Annotated in this window: 11 protein-coding genes; 6 read left to right on the top strand and 5 right to left on the bottom strand. The window is 68.6% G+C overall.

Annotated elements, in window-relative coordinates; genetic code table 11:
- Window positions 1-138 precede the first annotated feature (138 nt).
- Window positions 139-1,968, bottom strand: coding sequence for a glycoside hydrolase family 15 protein (locus tag HAV18_RS24330; RefSeq protein ID WP_166960878.1), 1,830 nt, complete (start codon window positions 1,966-1,968; stop codon window positions 139-141).
- 166 nt (window positions 1,969-2,134) lie between these two features.
- Here HAV18_RS24330 and HAV18_RS24320 point away from each other — a divergent pair, with 166 nt between their 5' ends.
- Complete coding sequence (locus HAV18_RS24320) at window positions 2,135-3,379, top strand: lactonase family protein (RefSeq protein ID WP_208102108.1); 1,245 nt, start codon at window positions 2,135-2,137, stop codon at window positions 3,377-3,379.
- A gap of 100 nt (window positions 3,380-3,479) precedes the next feature.
- Here HAV18_RS24320 and HAV18_RS40055 read toward each other — a convergent pair whose 3' ends face one another.
- Window positions 3,480-8,423 (bottom strand): DNA translocase FtsK, encoded by a 4,944-nt coding sequence (locus tag HAV18_RS40055; RefSeq protein WP_407062440.1) that lies wholly within the window; start codon window positions 8,421-8,423, stop codon window positions 3,480-3,482.
- 255 nt (window positions 8,424-8,678) lie between these two features.
- Window positions 8,679-9,224, bottom strand: coding sequence for an META domain-containing protein (locus tag HAV18_RS24310; RefSeq protein WP_166960871.1), 546 nt, complete (start codon window positions 9,222-9,224; stop codon window positions 8,679-8,681).
- 213 nt (window positions 9,225-9,437) lie between these two features.
- Here HAV18_RS24310 and purT point away from each other — a divergent pair, with 213 nt between their 5' ends.
- The 4 genes from purT to HAV18_RS24285 all read left to right on the top strand — a co-directional run bounded on the left by purT (window position 9,438) and on the right by HAV18_RS24285 (window position 13,282).
- Complete coding sequence (gene purT, locus HAV18_RS24305) at window positions 9,438-10,652, top strand: formate-dependent phosphoribosylglycinamide formyltransferase (RefSeq protein WP_166960869.1); 1,215 nt, start codon at window positions 9,438-9,440, stop codon at window positions 10,650-10,652.
- Between the two features lie 18 nt (window positions 10,653-10,670).
- Window positions 10,671-10,856 carry a DUF6726 family protein gene (locus HAV18_RS24300; protein WP_166960866.1) on the top strand — a complete coding sequence of 62 codons (186 nt, stop codon included), beginning with the start codon at window positions 10,671-10,673 and terminating at the stop codon, window positions 10,854-10,856.
- Window positions 10,857-10,936: 80 nt separating this feature from the next.
- On the top strand, window positions 10,937-11,317 hold the full coding sequence (locus tag HAV18_RS24295) for an MliC family protein (RefSeq protein ID WP_069257242.1): 381 nt from the start codon (window positions 10,937-10,939) through the stop codon (window positions 11,315-11,317).
- Window positions 11,318-11,713: 396 nt separating this feature from the next.
- Window positions 11,714-13,282, top strand: coding sequence for a DEAD/DEAH box helicase (locus HAV18_RS24285; protein WP_166960864.1), 1,569 nt, complete (start codon window positions 11,714-11,716; stop codon window positions 13,280-13,282).
- 194 nt (window positions 13,283-13,476) lie between these two features.
- Here HAV18_RS24285 and gluQRS read toward each other — a convergent pair whose 3' ends face one another.
- A complete protein-coding gene (gluQRS, locus tag HAV18_RS24280; protein ID WP_166960861.1) occupies window positions 13,477-14,370 on the bottom strand; it encodes a tRNA glutamyl-Q(34) synthetase GluQRS in 894 nt (297 codons plus the stop codon).
- A gap of 22 nt (window positions 14,371-14,392) precedes the next feature.
- Window positions 14,393-15,247 carry a sulfurtransferase gene (locus HAV18_RS24275; protein ID WP_166960859.1) on the bottom strand — a complete coding sequence of 285 codons (855 nt, stop codon included), beginning with the start codon at window positions 15,245-15,247 and terminating at the stop codon, window positions 14,393-14,395.
- 215 nt (window positions 15,248-15,462) lie between these two features.
- Here HAV18_RS24275 and dnaE point away from each other — a divergent pair, with 215 nt between their 5' ends.
- Window positions 15,463-18,990, top strand: a complete 3,528-nt coding sequence (gene dnaE, locus HAV18_RS24270; protein ID WP_166960857.1) for a DNA polymerase III subunit alpha — start codon at window positions 15,463-15,465, stop codon at window positions 18,988-18,990.
- Window positions 18,991-19,260: the final 270 nt, after the last annotated feature.

The following is a 19,260-nucleotide window of genomic DNA, read 5'->3' as shown; positions in this document are numbered from 1 at the left end:
GACGTTCTCTCAAGAAAACGCCGGGCCGCCCCAAGTTTTCCGCTCCGAAGGAAGTCCCCTTGGGGGATGACCCCCTCGGGGGGCTGGCGCGAAGCGGCAGGTCCGGGGGCGCTCCAAACAAGCCGCTCGCGCCCCCGTTCAACGCCCCGTGGCGACGGCCGGCGCGGGCTGGCCGGCCGCGCGCGCCATCGCGTCCTCGTGGTGCATCAGGTTCATCGCGGTATGCACGAGCGCCACGTGGGAGAACGCCTGCGGGAAGTTGCCGACGAGCCGCCCGGCCACCGGGTCGTACTCCTCCGCGAGCAGCCCGAGGTCGTTCGACAGCGAGAGCAGCCGGCTGAACAGGCGGTGCGCGTCGTCGATCCGGCCGAGCAGCGCATAGTTGTCGACCAGCCAGAAGCTGCACGCGAGAAACGTGCCTTCGCCGGGCGGCAGGCCGTCGTCGTAGTCGGTCGTGCGGTAGCGCAGCACGAGCCCGTCGTGCAGTAATTCGCGCTCGATCGCTTCGACCGTGCCGACGATGCGCGGATCTTCCGGCGGCAGGAAGCCGAGCAGCGGCATCAGCAGCACGCTCGCGTCGAGCTCGTCGCTGCCGTAGCTCTGCGCGAACGCCTGTTTGCCTTCGTGCCACGCGTTGGCGCAGACATCCGCATGGATCTGCTCGCGCAGCGCGCGCCAGCGGTCGAGCGAGCCGGGCAGCCGGAACATTTCCGCCGACTTGATCGCGCGGTCGAACGCGACCCACGCCATCACCTTCGAGAACGTGAAATGGCGGCGGCCGCCGCGGGTTTCCCAGATCCCTTCGTCGGGTTCCTGCCAGATCTTCTCGAGATGGTCGAGCAGCGCACACTGCACCGACCAGACCGTGTCGTCGGCCTGCAGGCCGCCCACGCGCGCGAGGTGCAGCGCGGCCATCACCTCGCCGAACACGTCGAGCTGGAGCTGGTTCGCGGCGCCGTTGCCGATACGGACCGGCTTCGAGTCCTGATAGCCGGGCAGCCAGTCGAGCTCCATTTCCGGCAGCCGGCGTTCGCCGGCGATCCCGTACATGATCTGGATCTGCTCGGGCGAGCCGGCCATCACGCGGCCGAGCCACGAGCGCCACGCGCGCGCCTCGTCGTAGTGGCCGCCGCGCATCAGCGCGAGCAGCGTGATCGTCGCGTCGCGCAGCCAGCAGTAGCGGTAGTCCCAGTTGCGGTTGCCGCCGATCTTCTCGGGCAGCGACGTGGTCGGCGCCGCGACGATGCCGCCGGTCGGCTCGTACGCAAGCGCCTTCAGCGTGATCAGCGAACGGCGCACGGCGGCCGCGTAGCGGCCCTGCACCTGGCAGCGGCCCGACCATTCGAGCCAGTAGTTCTCGGTGCGCGCGAGCATCGACAGCGGATCGCGTGCGGGCGGCAGCCGCAGGTGCGACGCCGCATAGCCGAGCGAGAACGGCACGCGCTCGTCGGCGCTCACCGTGAATTCCGCGAGCGTATGGAGGTTTTCGCCGGTGAGCGGCACCGGCGTGCGAAGCACGACGGTGTCAGGGCCCGCGATTGCCTTCATGCCGTCCTCGCGGGTCAACTGCGTGACCCAAGGGACCGAGAAGCCGTAGTCGAAGCGCAACACGAGCTCCATGCGCATCTTCATCGTGCCGTGGCGGCCGATGACGATCCGCACCAGCTCCGACCAGCCGTTGCCGGGCGGCATGAAGTCGACCACGGTGACGGCACCGTCGGCGCTTTCGTAATCGGTTTCGAGAATCAGCGTGTCGCCGCGATAGCGGCGCGTCGTGTGCGTGATCGCGGCGTCGGCGGCCGGTGCGAGCAGCCAGCGGCCGTGCTCGGGCGTGCCGAGGAGCGCCGCGAAACAGGCGCCCGAATCGAAGCGGGGCCAGCACAGCCAGTCGACGGAGCCGTCTTTCGAGATCAGCGCGGCGGTATGGCCGTCGCCGACGAGGGCGTAGTCTTCGATCAGGGCAGGCATGGGCAGGCGATCCTTGGGTATTCGAGTTCACAATGCGGACGGCGGCGGCCAAGGCTTCACGCGCTGGCACCGCGCCCCGTATACTCGGCCGGGCGGCGGAGCGCATGAACGGCCGGCGTTTCGTCCTATCTCAACACTTGAAGCGACTCGATGCAAGGAGGATTCAATGCCCAACCGTTTACGCGAGCGTGACGCACGCGCTTCGACACGAGGGTTCCCGCTTAGGCTCGCTCACTGGATGAAAGGTTTCGCGATCGTGCTCTCTCTTTCCGCGACCCACGCATTTGCGCAGCAATCGCCCGCCCCGGCCGACGGCGTCTACAACCTGCTCGTCGGCACCTACACGGGCGGCGGCAGCGACGGGATTTATGTTTACCGCTTCGATACGAAAACCGGCAGCGTCGCGCCGGTGTCGTCGGCGAAGACCGTGAATCCGTCGTACCTGTTGCCGAGCCGCGACGGTCGCACCGTCTACGCGGTCAACGAACTGCCCGGCGACGACGGGCCGGCGTCGCAGCGCGGCGGCGTCAGCGCATTCCGCTTCGACGCGAAGACGGGTGCACTGAGCTTCATCGACCGCGTGTCGTCGGAAGGGAACGATCCTTGCTATCTCGCGCTGTCGCCGGACGGCAAGACCCTCGTGACGGCCAACTACTCGGTTGCGAAGGATCCTGGCGGCAGTTTCGCGGTGTTTCCGCTGCGCGACGACGGCGCGGTTGGCCAGGCCGTGTTGACGGTGCACCACGAGGGCACGGGGCCCGTGAAGGGCCGCCAGGACGGCGCGCACGTGCATTCGACGGTGTTTTCGCCGGACGGCCATTACCTGTTCGTGCAGGATCTCGGCACGGACAAGATCTACGGCTACCGCTACACGGTGGACGGCAGCCGCGGGCTGATCAGCCCGACCGACACGCGCTACACGCCGGTCAAGGCGGGCTCGGGCCCGCGTCACATGGTGTTCAGCGCCGACGGCCGCTACGCGTACGTGACGAGCGAGCTCAACGCGTCGGTCGAGGTGTTCGGCTACCACGACGGCAAGCTGACGCCGGTCGAGACCGTATCGATGACCGCGCCGGGCTTCAAGGGCAAGGTCGGCGGCGGCGCGATCCACCTGTCGCCGGACGGCCGCTTCCTGTACGTGAGCAACCGCGGCGATGCGAACGACCTGGTGATCTACGCGGTGAACCAGGCGGACGGCCGGTTGAAGCACGTCGGCCGCCAGTCGAGCCTCGGGAAGACGCCGCGCGAGTTCCTGATCGACCCGACCGGCAAGTGGCTGATCGTCGGCAACCAGGACAGCGATACGTTTTACGTGTTCAGCCGCAATGTGGAAACGGGGCAGCTCGGCCCGAATCCGCAGAAGGTGGCGGTCGGCAAGCCGGTCGACTTCAAGCTGGTGCCGGTGCAGTAAAGGACAAAGGGCGCTGCCGATGCAGCGCCCTTTGCTTTCCGGGGCGGCCGGTTTCCCGGTGCGCCCGTATCGATCGACGGCGGCCGAGCGGCCGCCGCGTTCAGTCGGCCGCGGCCGGCACGAGCACCTCGCGGCTGCCGTTGATGCCCATCGGCGACACGAGCCCGGCCGCTTCCATCTGCTCGACGAGGCGTGCGGCGCGGTTGTAGCCGATGCGCAACTGCCGCTGCACCGACGAGATCGACGCGCGCCGCGTGCGCACGACGAACGCGACGGCTTCGTCGTACAGCGGATCGGCTTCCGCGTCCGGCGCATCGCCGAACAGGTCCTGCGTCGCGCCGTCGGCGGCCGGGCCGTCGAGGATCCCTTCCTCGTACTGCGGCTCGCCGAACTGCTTCAGGTACTCGACGATCCGGTGCACTTCCTCGTCGGCGACGAATGCGCCGTGCACGCGCTGCGGATAACCGGTGCCCGGCGGCAGGAACAGCATGTCGCCCATCCCGAGCAGCGACTCGGCGCCCATCTGGTCGAGAATCGTGCGCGAGTCGATCTTCGACGACACTTGGAACGCGACACGCGTCGGGATGTTCGCCTTGATCAGGCCCGTGATCACGTCGACGGACGGGCGCTGCGTCGCGAGGATCAGGTGGATGCCGGCCGCGCGCGCCTTCTGCGCGAGACGGGCGATCAGTTCCTCGATCTTCTTGCCGGCGACCATCATCAGGTCGGCCAGCTCGTCGATCACGACGACGATCAGCGGCAGCGTCGACAGCGGCTCGGGATCCTCGGGCGTCAGCGAGAACGGGTTGCCGATCTTCTTTTCTTTCGCTTCGGCGTCGCGGATCTTCTGGTTGAAGCCCGCGAGGTTGCGCACGCCGACGGCCGACATCAGCCGGTAGCGCTTCTCCATCTCGCCGACGCACCAGTTCAGCGCGTTCGCCGCGAGCTTCATGTCGGTGACGACCGGCGCGAGCAGGTGCGGGATGCCTTCGTAGACCGACAGCTCCAGCATCTTCGGGTCGATCATGATGAGCCGCACGTCCTCGGGTGTCGCCTTGTACAGCAGCGACAGGATCATTGCGTTGATCGCGACCGACTTGCCCGAGCCCGTCGTGCCCGCGACGAGCATGTGCGGCGCCTTCGCGAGATCGGTGACGATCGGGTGGCCGGTGATGTCCTTGCCCATCGCGATCGTCAGTTGCGAGGCCGAGTGCTGGTACTGGCGCGACTCGAGGATTTCCGACAGGCGGATCATCTGGCGCTTCGCGTTCGGCAGTTCGAGGCCCATGCAGGTCTTGCCGGGAATCGTCTCGACGACGCGGATCGACGTGAGGCCGAGGCCGCGCGACAGGTCCTTCATCAGCCCGACGATCTGGCTGCCCCGCACGCCGAGCGCGGGTTCGATCTCGAAGCGCGTGATCACGGGGCCGGCCGACGCGCCGACCACCGTCACCGGCACCTTGAATTCCTGGAGCCGCTGTTCGATGACCTGCGCTGTCTGCGCGAGGTGTTCGTCGGTGATCGTCTCGATGTCGCCGGACGCGGGTTCGAGCAGGTCGAGCGTCGGCAGTTCGACGTTGAACGACGCGGGCGCGTGGAATTCGAACGCGTTCGGGCGCGGCGGGCGGGCGGGGGTGTCGGGGGCCGGTGTGGCGGGTTCGGTCGCCGTGGCGGTGGTTGCTTCGGCCGGCGGGGCAACGGGAATCGCCGGTACGGTCGTGACCGTCGCCGGTGCGGACAGGCTCGCACCGGGGATGGTTGTTGCGGGTTGCGGTGCCGCGGCTGATGGGGCTGCCGATGTTGCGGAGACATTCGACACGGACCAGCTTGCCGGCGACGAGGCCGGGGCGGGCGGGGCCGAGAACGTCATGGCCCCGATTGCAGCCGGTGCGGAAGCGATCGACGGTGCCTGCGTGGCGGCGGTTGCCGCGAAGGAGGGCAGCGAGTCGGCCGGAGCGACAGGCGAGCCGGCGATCGGTTGCGCCGGAGTCGTGGCGGCGGGCGTGATCGGTGCGACTGTGCCGGAGAGCGGTGCAGTCGTGTCGGAAACCGCCGGCGGTACGGGCAGGCTTGCGGAAGGCTGCGGTGCGACCGTGCCGAATGTGCCGAATGTCGTACCCGTCGATGAGCTTGCCGGGTTGGCCTGAGACGTCGGTGCGGGCGCGGAAGGCGGTGCAATGATTGAGCCGGACACGACATTCACGGGCGTCGCGGTAGCGAGCGCCGGTGTGGCAGTCGGTGCTGGCGCCGGTGCGGTCGAACCGGATGTCGAAGCCGACGTGCCGGCCGTCGACGGCGTTACGGCGGGCGCAACGGATGACGCGGGCGTCGACGCGCGGGAGAGCGAACCGTAAGTCGTGCCCGTCCCGCTGACCGGGGCCGCCGACGTAACAGATGCAACAGTCGATGCCGATGGGGCCGGCTGCGAGAGCGCAGCCTGCGCAGCACCGGTTACACCGATCGGGGATGTCGACGCGGCGGGTGCAACGGTCGATGCCGATGCGGCCGACTGCGAAAGCGAAGCCGACGCAGCGCCAGTTATACCGATCGGGAATGTCGACGCGGCGGGTGCAACGGTCGATGCCGATGCGGCCGACTGCGAAAGCGAAGTCGGCGCAGCGCCAGTTACACCGATCGGGGGTGTCGACGCGGCCGATGCAACGGTCGATGCCGATGAGGCCGGCTGCGAGAGCGAAGCCGGCGGAGCGCCAGTTACACCGATCGGAGATGTCGACGCGGCGGGTGCAACGGTCGATGCCGATGCGGCCGACTGCGAAAGCGAAGCCGACGCAGCACCGGTTACGCCGACCGGGGATGTTGGTGCGACGGATGCAATGGTCGATGCCGATGCAGGCGGTTGAGCAGGCGAACCGGATGCAGTGCCGGTCACGCGATCCAATGAAGCGGTAACGGTGACAGGAGCAATGCTCGAAGCGGATGCAGGGGCTTGCGCGGTCGAACCGTGGGCGGCGCCGACGAGCGGCGACGCAGCGGTAGCCGAAGCCGTTTGCGCGGCGGCAAACGGTTGAGCAGCGACCGGCGATTTCGGCAATTCCGCGGCGACGGTGGTATTCGTCGGGGCAGGTTGCGCCGTCGACGGCGTCCACGTCCATTTCGCTGCCGGCGCGGCGCCCAGAGTGTTTGCCGACAGCGGCGCCGCAGGTTCCGCCGCGTCCGGCTTGGCGGCTTCAAGTGCTGCACCCGACGCTGCACCCGATGCGGCCGGTGCCGACGCTGCCGCAAACGGCCTGGTTTCGACACTTGCGCGCGGCGTCGTTTCGGCGATCGGCGAAGAGGGGAGGGCCGCGAACGGTGCGATGTTCCCCGCGGGTTTCACGTCGGCGTGCGCATCGGCGATACCCTGCGGCACGCGGGCCGATGCCGTGCGATCGATTGCGGGAGCCGGTTGTGCCGTGTACTTGTCGCCGGAATCGATGGGTGCCGGCGGGTTGCTCGCGGCGATGTCGTGAACCGCCTCGGTCCTGGGTTGCTCGGCGGCAGCATCGGCCGGTTTGGATCCCGTCGCGTCCGTTGATGATTCGGCTACCGGGTTCCAGGCGGATGCGTCGAACGCGGAAACCGGCTGGCTGGCGAGGTCTTCCCAAGGTGCGAGATCGATGGGCGCATCGAACGACGGTGCGGGCGTGATTCCCGACACCGGCGCGGCAGGTACACCGCCGGCGTGCCGGATCTCGTCATCGGCGTGATGCGAAAACGCGGCATCGTCGATGCGGGTATTCGACAGCGCGTGCGGTGCGGCGTCGTCGAACGCCGTGGTGTCCGCATTGGCAACCGGTGCATGAACAGCGGGAGCTGCCGGCATGAACGCGTCGAGCACGATCGGTGCGTTGTCGTCGTACACCGGCGCCGCATCGCGTGCGAGCGAAACACGGGCGTCATGCGCCGCGAGGCCGTGGGTCGCGGCGACGACCCCGGTCGACGCGGCCGCCGATGCCGGCGTTGCAATGCCGGTTGCTGCCGCGGCTATACCGGCCACGGTAGCGGCTGCGGCCGCCGCATGCCCTGCGTCGGCCGACTGCGCACCGCCCAGCGATGCCCATTGCGCGGTACTTGCCTCGATCGAGCGCAGCGTGTCGTGCACGCTCGGCGCCGGCGCGATCGGCGCGGCGGGCTTTTCCGTCCATGCATAGAGCGGCGCACGCGCCGGCGTTTGCGGCGCCGGACGGCGTCGTGCCGTATCCGACGGCAGGCCGGCCGAACCTGCTCCTGCGACGGGGCGTACCGGTGGGCGCGGCGGCTGCGCGGCGGCTGGCCGCGGCGTAACCGTGGTACGCGGCGCGACCGGCTTCAACGCGGCGGTTGCCGGTCGCGCGGCAGTCGGCCGCGGACGGACGGGTTCGAATCCGACAGGAAGCGGGGCTGGATCGGGGCGCGGGACTTGCGAGTTTGCTGCTGCGCGCGCGAGGCTGGCGGTGCTGCCGGTCGTGGGCGGCGGCATCGCGCTGGCCGGGGGAATCGGCGCGGGCGGCGTCGGCATGCGCTGGGATGCGGTCGGCTTCAACCAACCCGATGGCGCGACGGGTTCCACGTGAGGGCGCGGGGGCGTGCTGCTACGCGGTTTCGGCCGCGCCTGCGGGTCGGGTTTCCACAGCGTCGGGCGCGAATACCGGCCGTTCTGGCGCGGTGCCATCGAATTGACGGTATGCGCGGTGGTCGGCTGTACGACGTCGTCGTCGCGATGCAGCGCGCTGCGCGGCAGGTCGGCAATGCCGCGCGCATCGTCGTCACCGCCGTCGCGCGACAGCTTGACGCCGAACGACGTGTCGACCCAGGCGGCGAACTGCCGCCAGCCGATGCCGGTCAGCCACGGCAGCCCGGCGAAGAACAGCACGACCATCGCGACGGGCGTGCCGATCGGGCCGAGCACGTGGGCGAAGCCTGCCGAGAACGCATGGCCGAGCGCGTTCGTGTCGGGGCCCGACAGCGGGCTCGTCAGCGTGCAGCTCGCCACGAACACCGCGGCGAAGCCGAGCCACAGACGGATCGAGCCGCGGCCGGCGAGCCCGACGCCGCCAGGCAGCATCGTTTGCACGAGACGCCCGAGGAGAATGAGGAACCAGACGGCGGAAATGCCGAACCAGCCGAAGACAACCGTGTGCATGCTTTGAAACAGGAGTGGGGAGGGGCGCGCGGGGCGCGACCCGCCGAGTTTAACCGGCCGGCGAACAAGACTCTAACGCGGCGTGCATCCGATTCACGCCGCGCGACGCGTGTGCGCGGCACACGCGCGTGGCGCGCTACGCGAAGGCGGTCGGTCGGCCTTCGCGCGCGCCGTGCATCAGGGGCTCCGGTGCGTGAAGGTCAGCGTTGCGCCGGAAGCGGTCACGATCTGCAGTTGCTGCGGGTCGCGCATCTGCACGCCGGTCTTGTCGATGTGGGTGAGTGCGTCGAGGTACGCGGGTTCGAGCTGGCCGCCGAGCGTATTCGGGCAGGCCATCCGCGTGCCGGCGAGCGGCCCGAAGCTCAACAGGCCGTTCTTGATCGCGTAGGTGCCCATGTAGCGGTTGCAGCCCGAGAAGCCGCTGGCGCGCCGGATGCCCGACTCGGTCGACAGCGCGAGCTTGATCGGCTCGCCGTTGTCGCCGTGCGGGATCGCGCGCTGCGTACCGTCGGCGTTCAGCCAGCTGGTGAGTTCCCAGCTCGTGTCGTCGAGCAGCTGGACGGCGGCCGGGTTGTACGGATCGGGCGCGGGGGCGGCGGAATCGGGATGGGTCGGCATCGCGCAGGCGGCGAGAAGCGTGGCAAGCGTCAACGCGCAGAGCGGCGCGCGCAGCGGGCGAAGCAGGCGGGTGCGTGCGCGTGCGGCTGCGGACAGGTGGGACATGAGCCTCGTTCCTCATCGGATTCTGATCAAGGCGTAAGAGTAACGCACCCGCCCCGCGGCAGGCGAGTCGACACTTCGCGCGTGAAAACGTTCGCAGCCCGCTCGCGAGCGGCCCGCGGCCGGGCGCCGGCGCGGCGAAACGCGCCAAACCGGTGTCGTGGCGCGTGTTAACATCGGAGCCGTTTTCGTCCTCCACCAGAAGCGGGTAATCACATGCAGATCGGTCAGCGGCTCGGTACGCCGCTCTCACCTTCGGCCACGCGCGTCATGCTGCTCGGCGCCGGCGAACTCGGCAAGGAAGTCATCATCGCGTTGCAGCGGCTCGGCGTCGAAGTCGTCGCGGTCGACCGCTATCCGGACGCGCCGGGCCACCAGGTCGCGCATCGCGCGCACGTGATCGACATGACGGACGCCGCCGCGCTGCGGGCGATCGTCGAGGCCGAGCGCCCGCACCTGATCGTGCCCGAGATCGAGGCGATCGCGACCGATGCGCTCGCGGCGATCGAGGCGGCCGGCCTCGCCGAGGTGATCCCGACCGCGCGCGCGACGCAGCTCACGATGAATCGCGAAGGGATCCGCCGGCTCGCGGCCGAGGAGCTCGGCCTGCCGACGTCCCCGTATGCGTTCGCGGATTCGTTCGACGCGTTCAGCGCGGCCGTCGCGCAGATCGGCATGCCGTGCGTCGTGAAGCCCGTGATGTCGTCGTCGGGCAAGGGGCAGTCGGTCGTCAAGACCGAAGCGGACGTGAAGCCGGCGTGGGACTACGCGATGGCGGGCGGCCGCGTGAATCACGGCCGCGTGATCGTCGAAGGCTTCGTCGATTTCGACTACGAGATCACGCAGCTCACCGTGCGCGCGATCGATCCGGCGACGAACGCCACGCGTACCTACTTCTGCGAGCCGGTCGGCCACGTGCAGGTCGCGGGCGACTACGTCGAGTCGTGGCAGCCGCAGCCGATGAGCGCAGCGGCGCTCGAGAAGTCGCGCGAGATCGCGCACAAGGTCACCGAGGCGCTCGGCGGGCGCGGGATGTTCGGCGTCGAGCTGTTCGTGCGCGGCGACGACGTGTGGTTCTCCGAGGTGAGCCCGCGGCCGCACGATACGGGCCTCGTCACGCTCGCGTCGCAACGCCAGTCGGAATTCGAGCTGCACGCGCGTGCGATTCTCGGGCTGCCGGTCGATCCGGCGCTCGGTACGCCGGCCGCGTCGGCCGTGATCTACGGCGGGCTCGACGAGCGCGGCATCGCGTTCGAAGGCGTGCGCGACGCGCTCGCGGTGCCGGGCGCCGACCTGCGCCTGTTCGGCAAACCGGAAAGTTTTGCGAAGCGGCGCATGGGCGTCGCGCTGGCCACCGGCGCGACCGTCGACGAAGCCCGCGAACGCGCGAAGCGCGCCGCCGCGGCCGTCCGGCCCGTGTCGGCCCGTTGACGGAACAAGGAGAGGGCGATGGCGCCGAGATGGCTGCGTATCGGAAAACTGGGGGTCGTGCTGGCGCTTGCCGCGAGTCTCGCGGGTTGTGGCGTCGCGGCCGCGCCGTGCCGGGTCGCGTCGGCCGGGCTCAAGATCGTGCCGCTCGTCGGCCATCTCGCGGCCGCGCCGACCGACGCGTGTGCTGACGTCATCGATCCCTGACAGCGCGACCCGACGCGAAACCGACAATAACCGCGCGCCCCGCGAGGGCGCGTTTCCACCCGTCTCGTGAGAGGACCTGCATGATTCGTCAAACCCTCGCCGCGCTCGCGCTCGCCGGCACCGCCGTTTCTGTCGCGCATGCCGCGCAGCTGACCGTCGAAGAGATCGACGCCGATTCGCGCCAGTTCACCGTCTACCAGTGCGCGAACCAGAAGCAGCCCGTGCGCGTGTCGTACTGGCTCGCGGGCAACGGCCAGAGCTTCGCGCTCGTACCGGTCAACGGGAAGCAGATGCTGTTCGTCGACACCGTGTCGGCGTCGGGCGCGCGCTACCAGGCTGGCCGCTATACGTGGTGGACGAAGGGCAAGGAAGCGACGCTGCGCGACGAGATCGCCGACCAGAATTCGCCGCCGCTGCTGGGCGACTGCGTACAGGTCGAGAAGAAAAAGAAGAAGGGCTGAGCGCCTGGCGGGAACGAGGATCGTGCCGGCCGGTGCCGGCCGGCGGCCGGCTCTTGGGCCTCACTGCCTGGCACGCTGGCTGGCGGCGCGCGATCGGACAAGACGATCCGGGATCGGACCCTTTAAGCTGCCCGCCGGCCGATCGGGATAGCCCGATCGGGCCTCCGTCGACCGCGCGGGACCTGCCTGGGCCCCGCTGCGCCAACTGCCGTTGCGGCCGTTCGCGGCGTTGTCACGGACAGATGGCCGCGCAGTGCTACAATACGCCCCTTTCCGCCGGCATTCGCGCCGAACGGAGTCCGCACGGCCTGGCGTCCAGCGTTCGTATTGAACCGGTCCCAAGCGCCAGAGCGGCGCCGCGCGGCGCGCCGCGGCTCCGTCTATTTCCGAATTGTGATGAGCGCAGGCCCGGCTGGCCTGACGCACGATGTCCCCGCCGCGCCTTTTGAGCGAAACGCCACCATGTCCGATTCTGTCGCCAAGCCCGTCGACGCAACCTTCGACCAATTCGGCCTTGCCGCCGATATCCTGAAAGCCATTGCGGAGCAGGGCTATACGACGCCGACGCCGATCCAGGCGCAGGCCATTCCGGTCGTGCTCGCCGGCCGCGACGTCATGGGCGCCGCGCAAACGGGTACCGGCAAGACCGCGAGCTTCTCGCTGCCGATCATCCAGCGCCTGCTGCCGCAAGCCAACACGAGCGCGTCACCCGCGCGCCACCCGGTTCGTGCGCTGATCCTCACGCCGACCCGCGAACTCGCCGACCAGGTCGCCGCGAACGTGCACGCATATGCGAAGCACACGCCGCTGCGCAGCGCGGTCGTGTTCGGCGGCGTCGACATGAATCCGCAGTCGGCAGAGTTGCGCCGCGGCGTCGAGATCCTGATCGCGACGCCGGGCCGCCTGCTCGACCACGTGCAACAGAAGACCGCGAACCTCGGCCAGGTGCAGATCCTCGTGCTCGACGAAGCCGACCGGATGCTCGACATGGGCTTCCTGCCCGATCTGCAGCGCATCCTGAACCTGCTGCCGAAGGAACGTCAGACGCTGCTGTTTTCAGCCACGTTCTCGGGCGAAATCAAGAAGCTCGCATCGACCTATCTGCGCAATCCGCAGACGATCGAAGTCGCGCGCAGCAACTCGACCAACGCGAACGTCACGCAGATCGTCTACGACGTCGCCGAAGGCGACAAGCAGGCGGCCGTCGTGCAGTTGCTGCGCGATCGCGGGCTCAAGCAGGTGATCGTGTTCTGCAACAGCAAGATCGGCGCAAGCCGGCTTGCGCGCAATCTCGAGCGCGACGGCGTGGTCGCGTCGGCGATCCACGGCGACAAGACGCAGCTCGAGCGGATGCAGGCGCTCGACGCGTTCAAGCGCGGCGAGATCGAGGCGCTGGTCGCGACCGACGTGGCCGCGCGCGGCCTCGACATCGCCGAACTGCCCGCCGTGATCAACTTCGACCTGCCGTTCAGCGCGGAAGACTACGTGCACCGGATCGGCCGTACCGGCCGCGCGGGTGCGACGGGCGACGCGCTGTCGCTGTGCAGCCCGAACGAGCGCAAGCAACTCGCCGATATCGAGAAGCTGATCAAGCGTCCGCTCGAAGTGCAGACGCTCGCGCTCGACAAGCCGGCGCGCCAGCGTCACGACGAGCGCGGCGGTGACCGCGGAGAGCGGGGTGAGCGTGGTGAGCGAAGCGAGCGCGGTGGCGAACGTGGCAGCCGGCGCGATCGCGACGAGCATCGTGGCGCGTCGACGCATCGGTCGGCCGGTGCCGAGCGCGGTGGCCGTCCGCGTCGCCACGAAGCGCCTGTCGACGATTTCTTCCTGAAGCCGTATGAGCCGTCGGCGCAGGCGAAGCAGCACGATGCGGAGCCTGCTCAGCAGCCTGAAAAGAAGGGGCCGAAGCGCCAGGTCGCCGCGCTGCTCGGCGGGTTCGGGATGCCGCGCAAGCCGTCGGCGTAAGCCCGGCAGGCGTGGCTGGGGCGGCGCGCGAGCGCCGCCGGAGAAGCGGGTGCATGCGATGAGCATGTGCCCGTTTTTTATTGGGGCCGTGGTTCGATGGCGAAGCGGAGGAGGGCGCGGGGCGTCGGCGGCGAGCGATGCGAGCGGCACCCGGCGGGCGCCCGATCGCCGCGAAACCGGTGCGCTGCCGCGCGTTAGCCGGCCTGCGGCCCGAAGCGCGTCGCCCACGCGGCCGTTGCGGCTGCGTAGAACGCATCGAGCGTCGTGCCTGCGAGCGTGCCGCCGGGCGCGAGGCCCAGATGCGCGGCGGCGGCCTGCAGCGCCGGTAGCGGATCGTCGCGGTCGAGCGCGGTCGCGCCCGTCTGCTTGCTGAGCTTTTCGCCGTTCGCATCGACGACGACGGGCACATGCAGGTATTGCGGGGTCGGCACACCGAGACAGTGTTGCAGGTGGATCTGGCGCGCGGTCGAATCGAGCAGGTCGGCGCCTCGCACGACGTGCGTGATGGCTGCATCGGCATCGTCGACGACGACCGCGAGCTGATAGGCCCATTGCCCGTCCGCGCGCTTCAGCACGAAATCGCCGACTTCGGTCGCGAGGTTCTGCGATTGCGTGTGCTGCCAGCGATCGTCGAACGTGACGATCGCGCCGTCGCCGTCTGGCACGCGCAGCCGCCACGCGCGCGCGGGCTTGCCGTGCAGGCCGGTGCGGCACGTGCCCGGGTAGGCGAGCGTCGTGTGGCGTTCATGCGCGGCGCGCAGCGAATCGGCGATTTCCTTGCGCGTGCAGCCGCACGGATAGACGAGCCCCGCCGCGACGAGCCGCTCGAGCGCGGCCGTATAGGCCGCATCGCGCGTGCTTTGCCAGACGGGCGGCTCGTCGGGCGTCATGCCGAAATGCGCGAGCGTCGCGAGGATGTCGTCGGCCGCGCCGGGTACCGTGCGCGGGCCGTCGAGATCCTCGATGCGCACGAGCCACGCGCCGCCGTGCGCACGCGCGTCGAGCCAGCTCGCGAGTGCGCCGACCAGCGAGCCGAAGTGCAGCGGGCCGGTGGGCGACGGCGCGAAGCGGCCGCGATAGGCGCTCATCGGGGCGCGGGGCAACGCGCGCTTACGCGGCGCTGGCTGCCGGTGCGCAGGCGGGGCACGACTTGCCGGGCACGTAGCTCGGCGATTGTTGCGCTTCCGGCGTGACGACCGCGCGGCACGCGAAGCACGTGACGTTCTCGGTGGGCTGGAGTTGCGGGTTCAGCGCGGTGCGGTAGTCGAACACGAAGCAGTCGCCGTGGTAGTGCGCGCCGCCGACTTCCTCGAAGTATTTCAGGATCCCGCCTTCGAGCTGGTACACGTTCTCGATGCCGATTTCCTTCATGTGGATCGCGGCCTTCTCGCAGCGGATGCCGCCCGTGCAGAACGACACGACCGTCTTGCCTTCGAGGTCGGCGCGGTTCGCGTCGATCACTTCCGGGAATTCGCTGAACTTGTCGATCCGGTAGTCGAGCGCGTCGTCGAATGTGCCGACGTCGACTTCGAATGCGTTGCGCGTGTCGAGCATCACGACCGGGCGGCCCGTGTCGTCGTGGCCGCGGTCGAGCCACGTCTTCAGCGTGCGCGCGTCGACGAACGGCGCGCGGCGGAGTTCCGGCTGGATCGCCGGCTTCTTCATCGTGATGATCTCGCGCTTCAGGCGCACGAGCATGCGGCGGAACGGCTGCGAGTCGGACAGGCTTTCCTTGAACTGCAGCGACGCGAATTTGCCTTCGAACAGCGGATCGTGGCGGATGTACGCGATGAACGCGTCGGTGGCTTCGCGCGTGCCGGCGATGAACAGGTTGATGCCTTCCGGCGCGAGCAGGATCGTGCCGCGCAGGTCGAGTTCGTTGCAGCGGGCGGTGACGAGCGGGCGCCATTGCTCGGTCGCGTCGAGCGACACGAAGTGGTAGGCGGCGAGGTTGACGATGGTCATGATGGTCCGACGGGAAACGGCCGCACGGCGGCCCGCAAAAAAGGGTGCGAAGCCGGGGCGTTGATTCGAAAAACCGTATTATCCCGCAAACCGCGCTCGGGCCGGCATCCAGCCATTTGGCCAGTCACGTGACGTGCGCTCGCGCGCATCGGCCGAACGGCCGGCGCGGGGATTTTTTGGGCAGCCTGCGCGGCGGGGCGGCTACAATAGCGCCCATGTCAGATCCCCGCTTCGTCCATCTTCGCGTTCACTCCGAATTCTCGATTGCCGACGGCATCGTGCGCATTGACGACATCGTCAAGGCGGCGGCCGCAGACGGTCAGGGCGCGCTCGCGCTCACCGATCTCGGCAACGCATTCGGTCTCGTCCGTTTCTACCAGGAAGCCCGCGGCAAGGGCATCAAGCCGATCGCCGGCTGCGACGTCTGGATCGCCAATCCGGACGATCGCGACAAGCCGTCGCGGCTGCTGCTGCTCGTCAAGGACAAGGTCGGCTACCTGAATCTCTGCGAGCTGCTGTCGAAGGCGTGGCTCACGAACCAGTACCGCGGCCGTGCGGAACTCGACGCGAGCTGGCTCGACGGCGAGCTCGCGCAGGGGCTGCTCGCGCTGTCGGGCGCGCAACAGGGCGATATCGGGCTCGCGCTGGCCGCGGGCAACGAAGAAGCCGCGCGCCGTCACGCCGAGCGCTGGGCGAAGGTGTTCCCGGGCGGTTTCTACATCGAGCTGCAGCGTTACGGCCAGCCGGGCGCCGAGGCGTACATCCAGCAGGCCGCGACGCTCGCCGCGGCGCTGAAGCTGCCGGTCGTCGCGACGCACCCGACGCAGTTCATGACCGACGACGATTTCACCGCGCACGAGGCGCGCGTGTGTATCTCGGAAGGCGACATCCTCGCGAACCCGCGGCGCCAGAAGCGTTTCACGACCGACCAGTATTTCCGCACGCAGGACGACATGGCCGCGCTGTTCGCCGACCTGCCGTCGGCGATCGCGAACACGGTCGAAATCGCGAAGCGCTGTAACCTGAAACTCGAGCTCGGCAAGCCGAAACTGCCGCTGTTCCCGACGCCGGACGGCATGTCGCTCGACGACTATCTGGTCCAGCTGTCGAAGGAAGGGCTCGAGACCCGCCTCGCGCAGTTGTATCCGGCCGAAGCCGAACGTGACGCGCAGCGCGACACGTACTACAAGCGCCTCGAATTCGAGTGCGGGACCATCACGAAGATGGGCTTCCCGGGCTACTTCCTGATCGTTGCCGACTTCATCAACTGGGCGAAGAACAACGGCGTGCCGGTCGGCCCGGGCCGCGGCTCGGGCGCGGGTTCGCTGGTCGCGTACGCGCTCGGCATTACCGACCTCGACCCGCTGCGCTACAACCTGCTGTTCGAGCGATTCCTGAACCCGGAACGCGTGTCGATGCCCGACTTCGACATCGACTTCTGCCAGCACGGCCGCGATCGCGTGATCCAGTACGTGAAGGAAAAATACGGCGCGGACGCGGTGTCGCAGATCGCGACCTTCGGCACGATGGCCGCGAAGGCGGCCGTGCGCGACATCGGCCGCGTGCTCGACGTCGGTTACATGTTCACCGATGGCATCGCGAAGCTGATCCCGTTCAAGCCGGGCAAGCACGTGACGATCGCCGACGCGATGAAGGAGGAGCCGCAGCTTCAGGAGCGCTACGACCACGAGGACGAAGTGCACCAGCTGCTGGATCTCGCGCAGCGCGTCGAGGGCCTCACGCGTAACGTCGGGATGCACGCGGGCGGCGTGCTGATCGCGCCCGGCAAGTTGACCGATTTCTGCCCGCTGTACACGCAGGGCGACGACGGCGGTGTCGTCAGCCAGTACGACAAGGACGACGTCGAAGCCGTCGGCCTCGTGAAGTTCGACTTTCTGGGTCTCACGACGCTGACGATCCTCGACTGGGCCGAGCGCTACATCCGCCGCCTCGATCCTTCGAAGGCCGACTGGTCGCTCGCGCAGGTGCCGCTCGATGATCCCGCCTCGTTCCAGATCCTGAAGAAGGCCAACACGGTCGCCGTGTTCCAGCTGGAAAGCCGCGGGATGCAGGGCATGCTGAAGGATGCGCAGCCCGACCGTTTCGAGGACATCATCGCGCTCGTGTCGTTGTATCGTCCGGGCCCGATGGACCTGATCCCGAGCTTCTGCGCACGGAAGCACGGTCGCGAGAAGGTCGACTATCCGGATCCGCGCGTCGAACCCGTCCTGAAAGAGACCTACGGCATCATGGTCTATCAGGAGCAGGTGATGCAGATGGCGCAGATCATCGGCGGCTACTCGCTCGGCGGCGCGGACTTGCTGCGTCGCGCGATGGGCAAGAAGAAGCCCGAGGAGATGGCCAAGCACCGCGAGATCTTCGCCGAGGGCGCGGCGACGAACGGCCTCACGCGCGAGAAGTCCGACGAGATCTTCGACCTGATGGAGAAGTTCGCGGGCTACGGTTTCAACAAGTCGCACGCGGCCGCCTACGCACTGCTCGCGTATCACACCGCGTGGCTGAAGGCGCACCATCCGGCCGAATTCATGGCGGCCAACATGACGCTCGCGATGGACGACACCGACAAGGTGAAGATCCTGTACGACGATTGTGTCGTGAACAACCTCGCCGTGCTGCCGCCCGACATCAACCAGTCGCATTACCGCTTCGAACCGGTCGCCGAAGCCGACGGCAAGCGTTCGCGCACGATCCGCTACGGCCTCGGCGCGGTGAAGGGCAGCGGCCAGAACGCGATCGAGGAAATCCTGCGCGCCCGCGAGGAAAAGGCGTTCACCGACCTGTTCGATTTCTGCGAGCGGATCGACCGGCGCGTCGTCAACCGCCGTACGGTCGAGGCGCTGATCCGCGCCGGCGCATTCGATTCGCTGAATGCGAACCGCGCGCAGCTGATCGCGTCGGTGCCGCTGGCGATGGAAGCGGCCGACCAGGCCGAGGCGAATGCGATGCAGGCCGGCCTGTTCGACATGGGCGCCGAATCGCCGCACGCGCATGCGCTCGTCGACGAGCCCGCGTGGGACGACAAGCGCCGCCTGCAGGAAGAAAAGGGCGCGCTCGGCTTCTACCTGTCCGGCCACCTGTTCGACGCGTATCGCGACGAGGTGCGTCGCTTCGTGCGGCAGAAGGTCGGCGACCTGAAGGAAGGGCGCGACAAGCTCGTGGCCGGCATCATCGCGTCGCTTCGCACGCAGATGACCCAGCGCGGCAAGATGCTGATCGCGTTGCTCGACGATGGCTCGGGCCAGTGCGAGATCACGATCTTCAACGAGCAGTTCGAGGCGAACAAGGCGCTGTTCAAGGAAGACGAACTGCTGATCGTCCAGGGGCAGGCGCGCAACGATGCGTTCACGGGCGGCATCCGTTTCACGACCGACACGGTGATGGATCTCGAACGCGCGCGCAGCCGTTATGCGCAGGCCGTGCGGCTGACGATGAACGGCAACGCCGACGCGGCCGAGCTGCGCCGCGTGCTCGAGCCGCACGTGTCGAAGGACGATCCCGCGGCTGCGGTCGAGGCGCCGGCACCGCGTGGCGGTGGGCGCGACGGCGGTCGCCGCCCGCAGGCGCCGCTGCCGAACGGGCTCGCGGTGCAGGTCCATTACAGCAACGCACGGGCACAAGGCGAAATGCGCCTCGGCGACGCATGGCGCGTGAAACCGAGCGACGTGCTGCTCGCGGAGCTGCGGGCGGCGTTCGACGGTAGCGTCGTCGAAATCACGTACTGACCGCGCCTGAGCCGGACGGCTGTCGCGCCATGCGGCCCGTCGCATCGCCCTCGTGCGGTGCGACGGGCCGTTTTTGCATGTTCGCGCAAGCGGGTCTTGGGCTGGCCATCCGGACGCTATACAATCCGGCGCTAGCCGCACGAACGCGGCATCGCTCGCCGCTCGTCCGGCGGGTGGTGCCGGTATCGCGCGCATGAATGGGGTCCGATCCCTGCGGCGGACGGCGATATGCGACAAGGCCGTCCCGGGATCGGATGCCGAGGAATGGCC

The sequence above is a fragment of the Burkholderia sp. D-99 genome (assembly GCF_011605345.1).
Lineage (GTDB): Bacteria > Pseudomonadota > Gammaproteobacteria > Burkholderiales > Burkholderiaceae > Burkholderia.
This window is presented reverse-complemented; position numbering and strand designations above follow the sequence as displayed.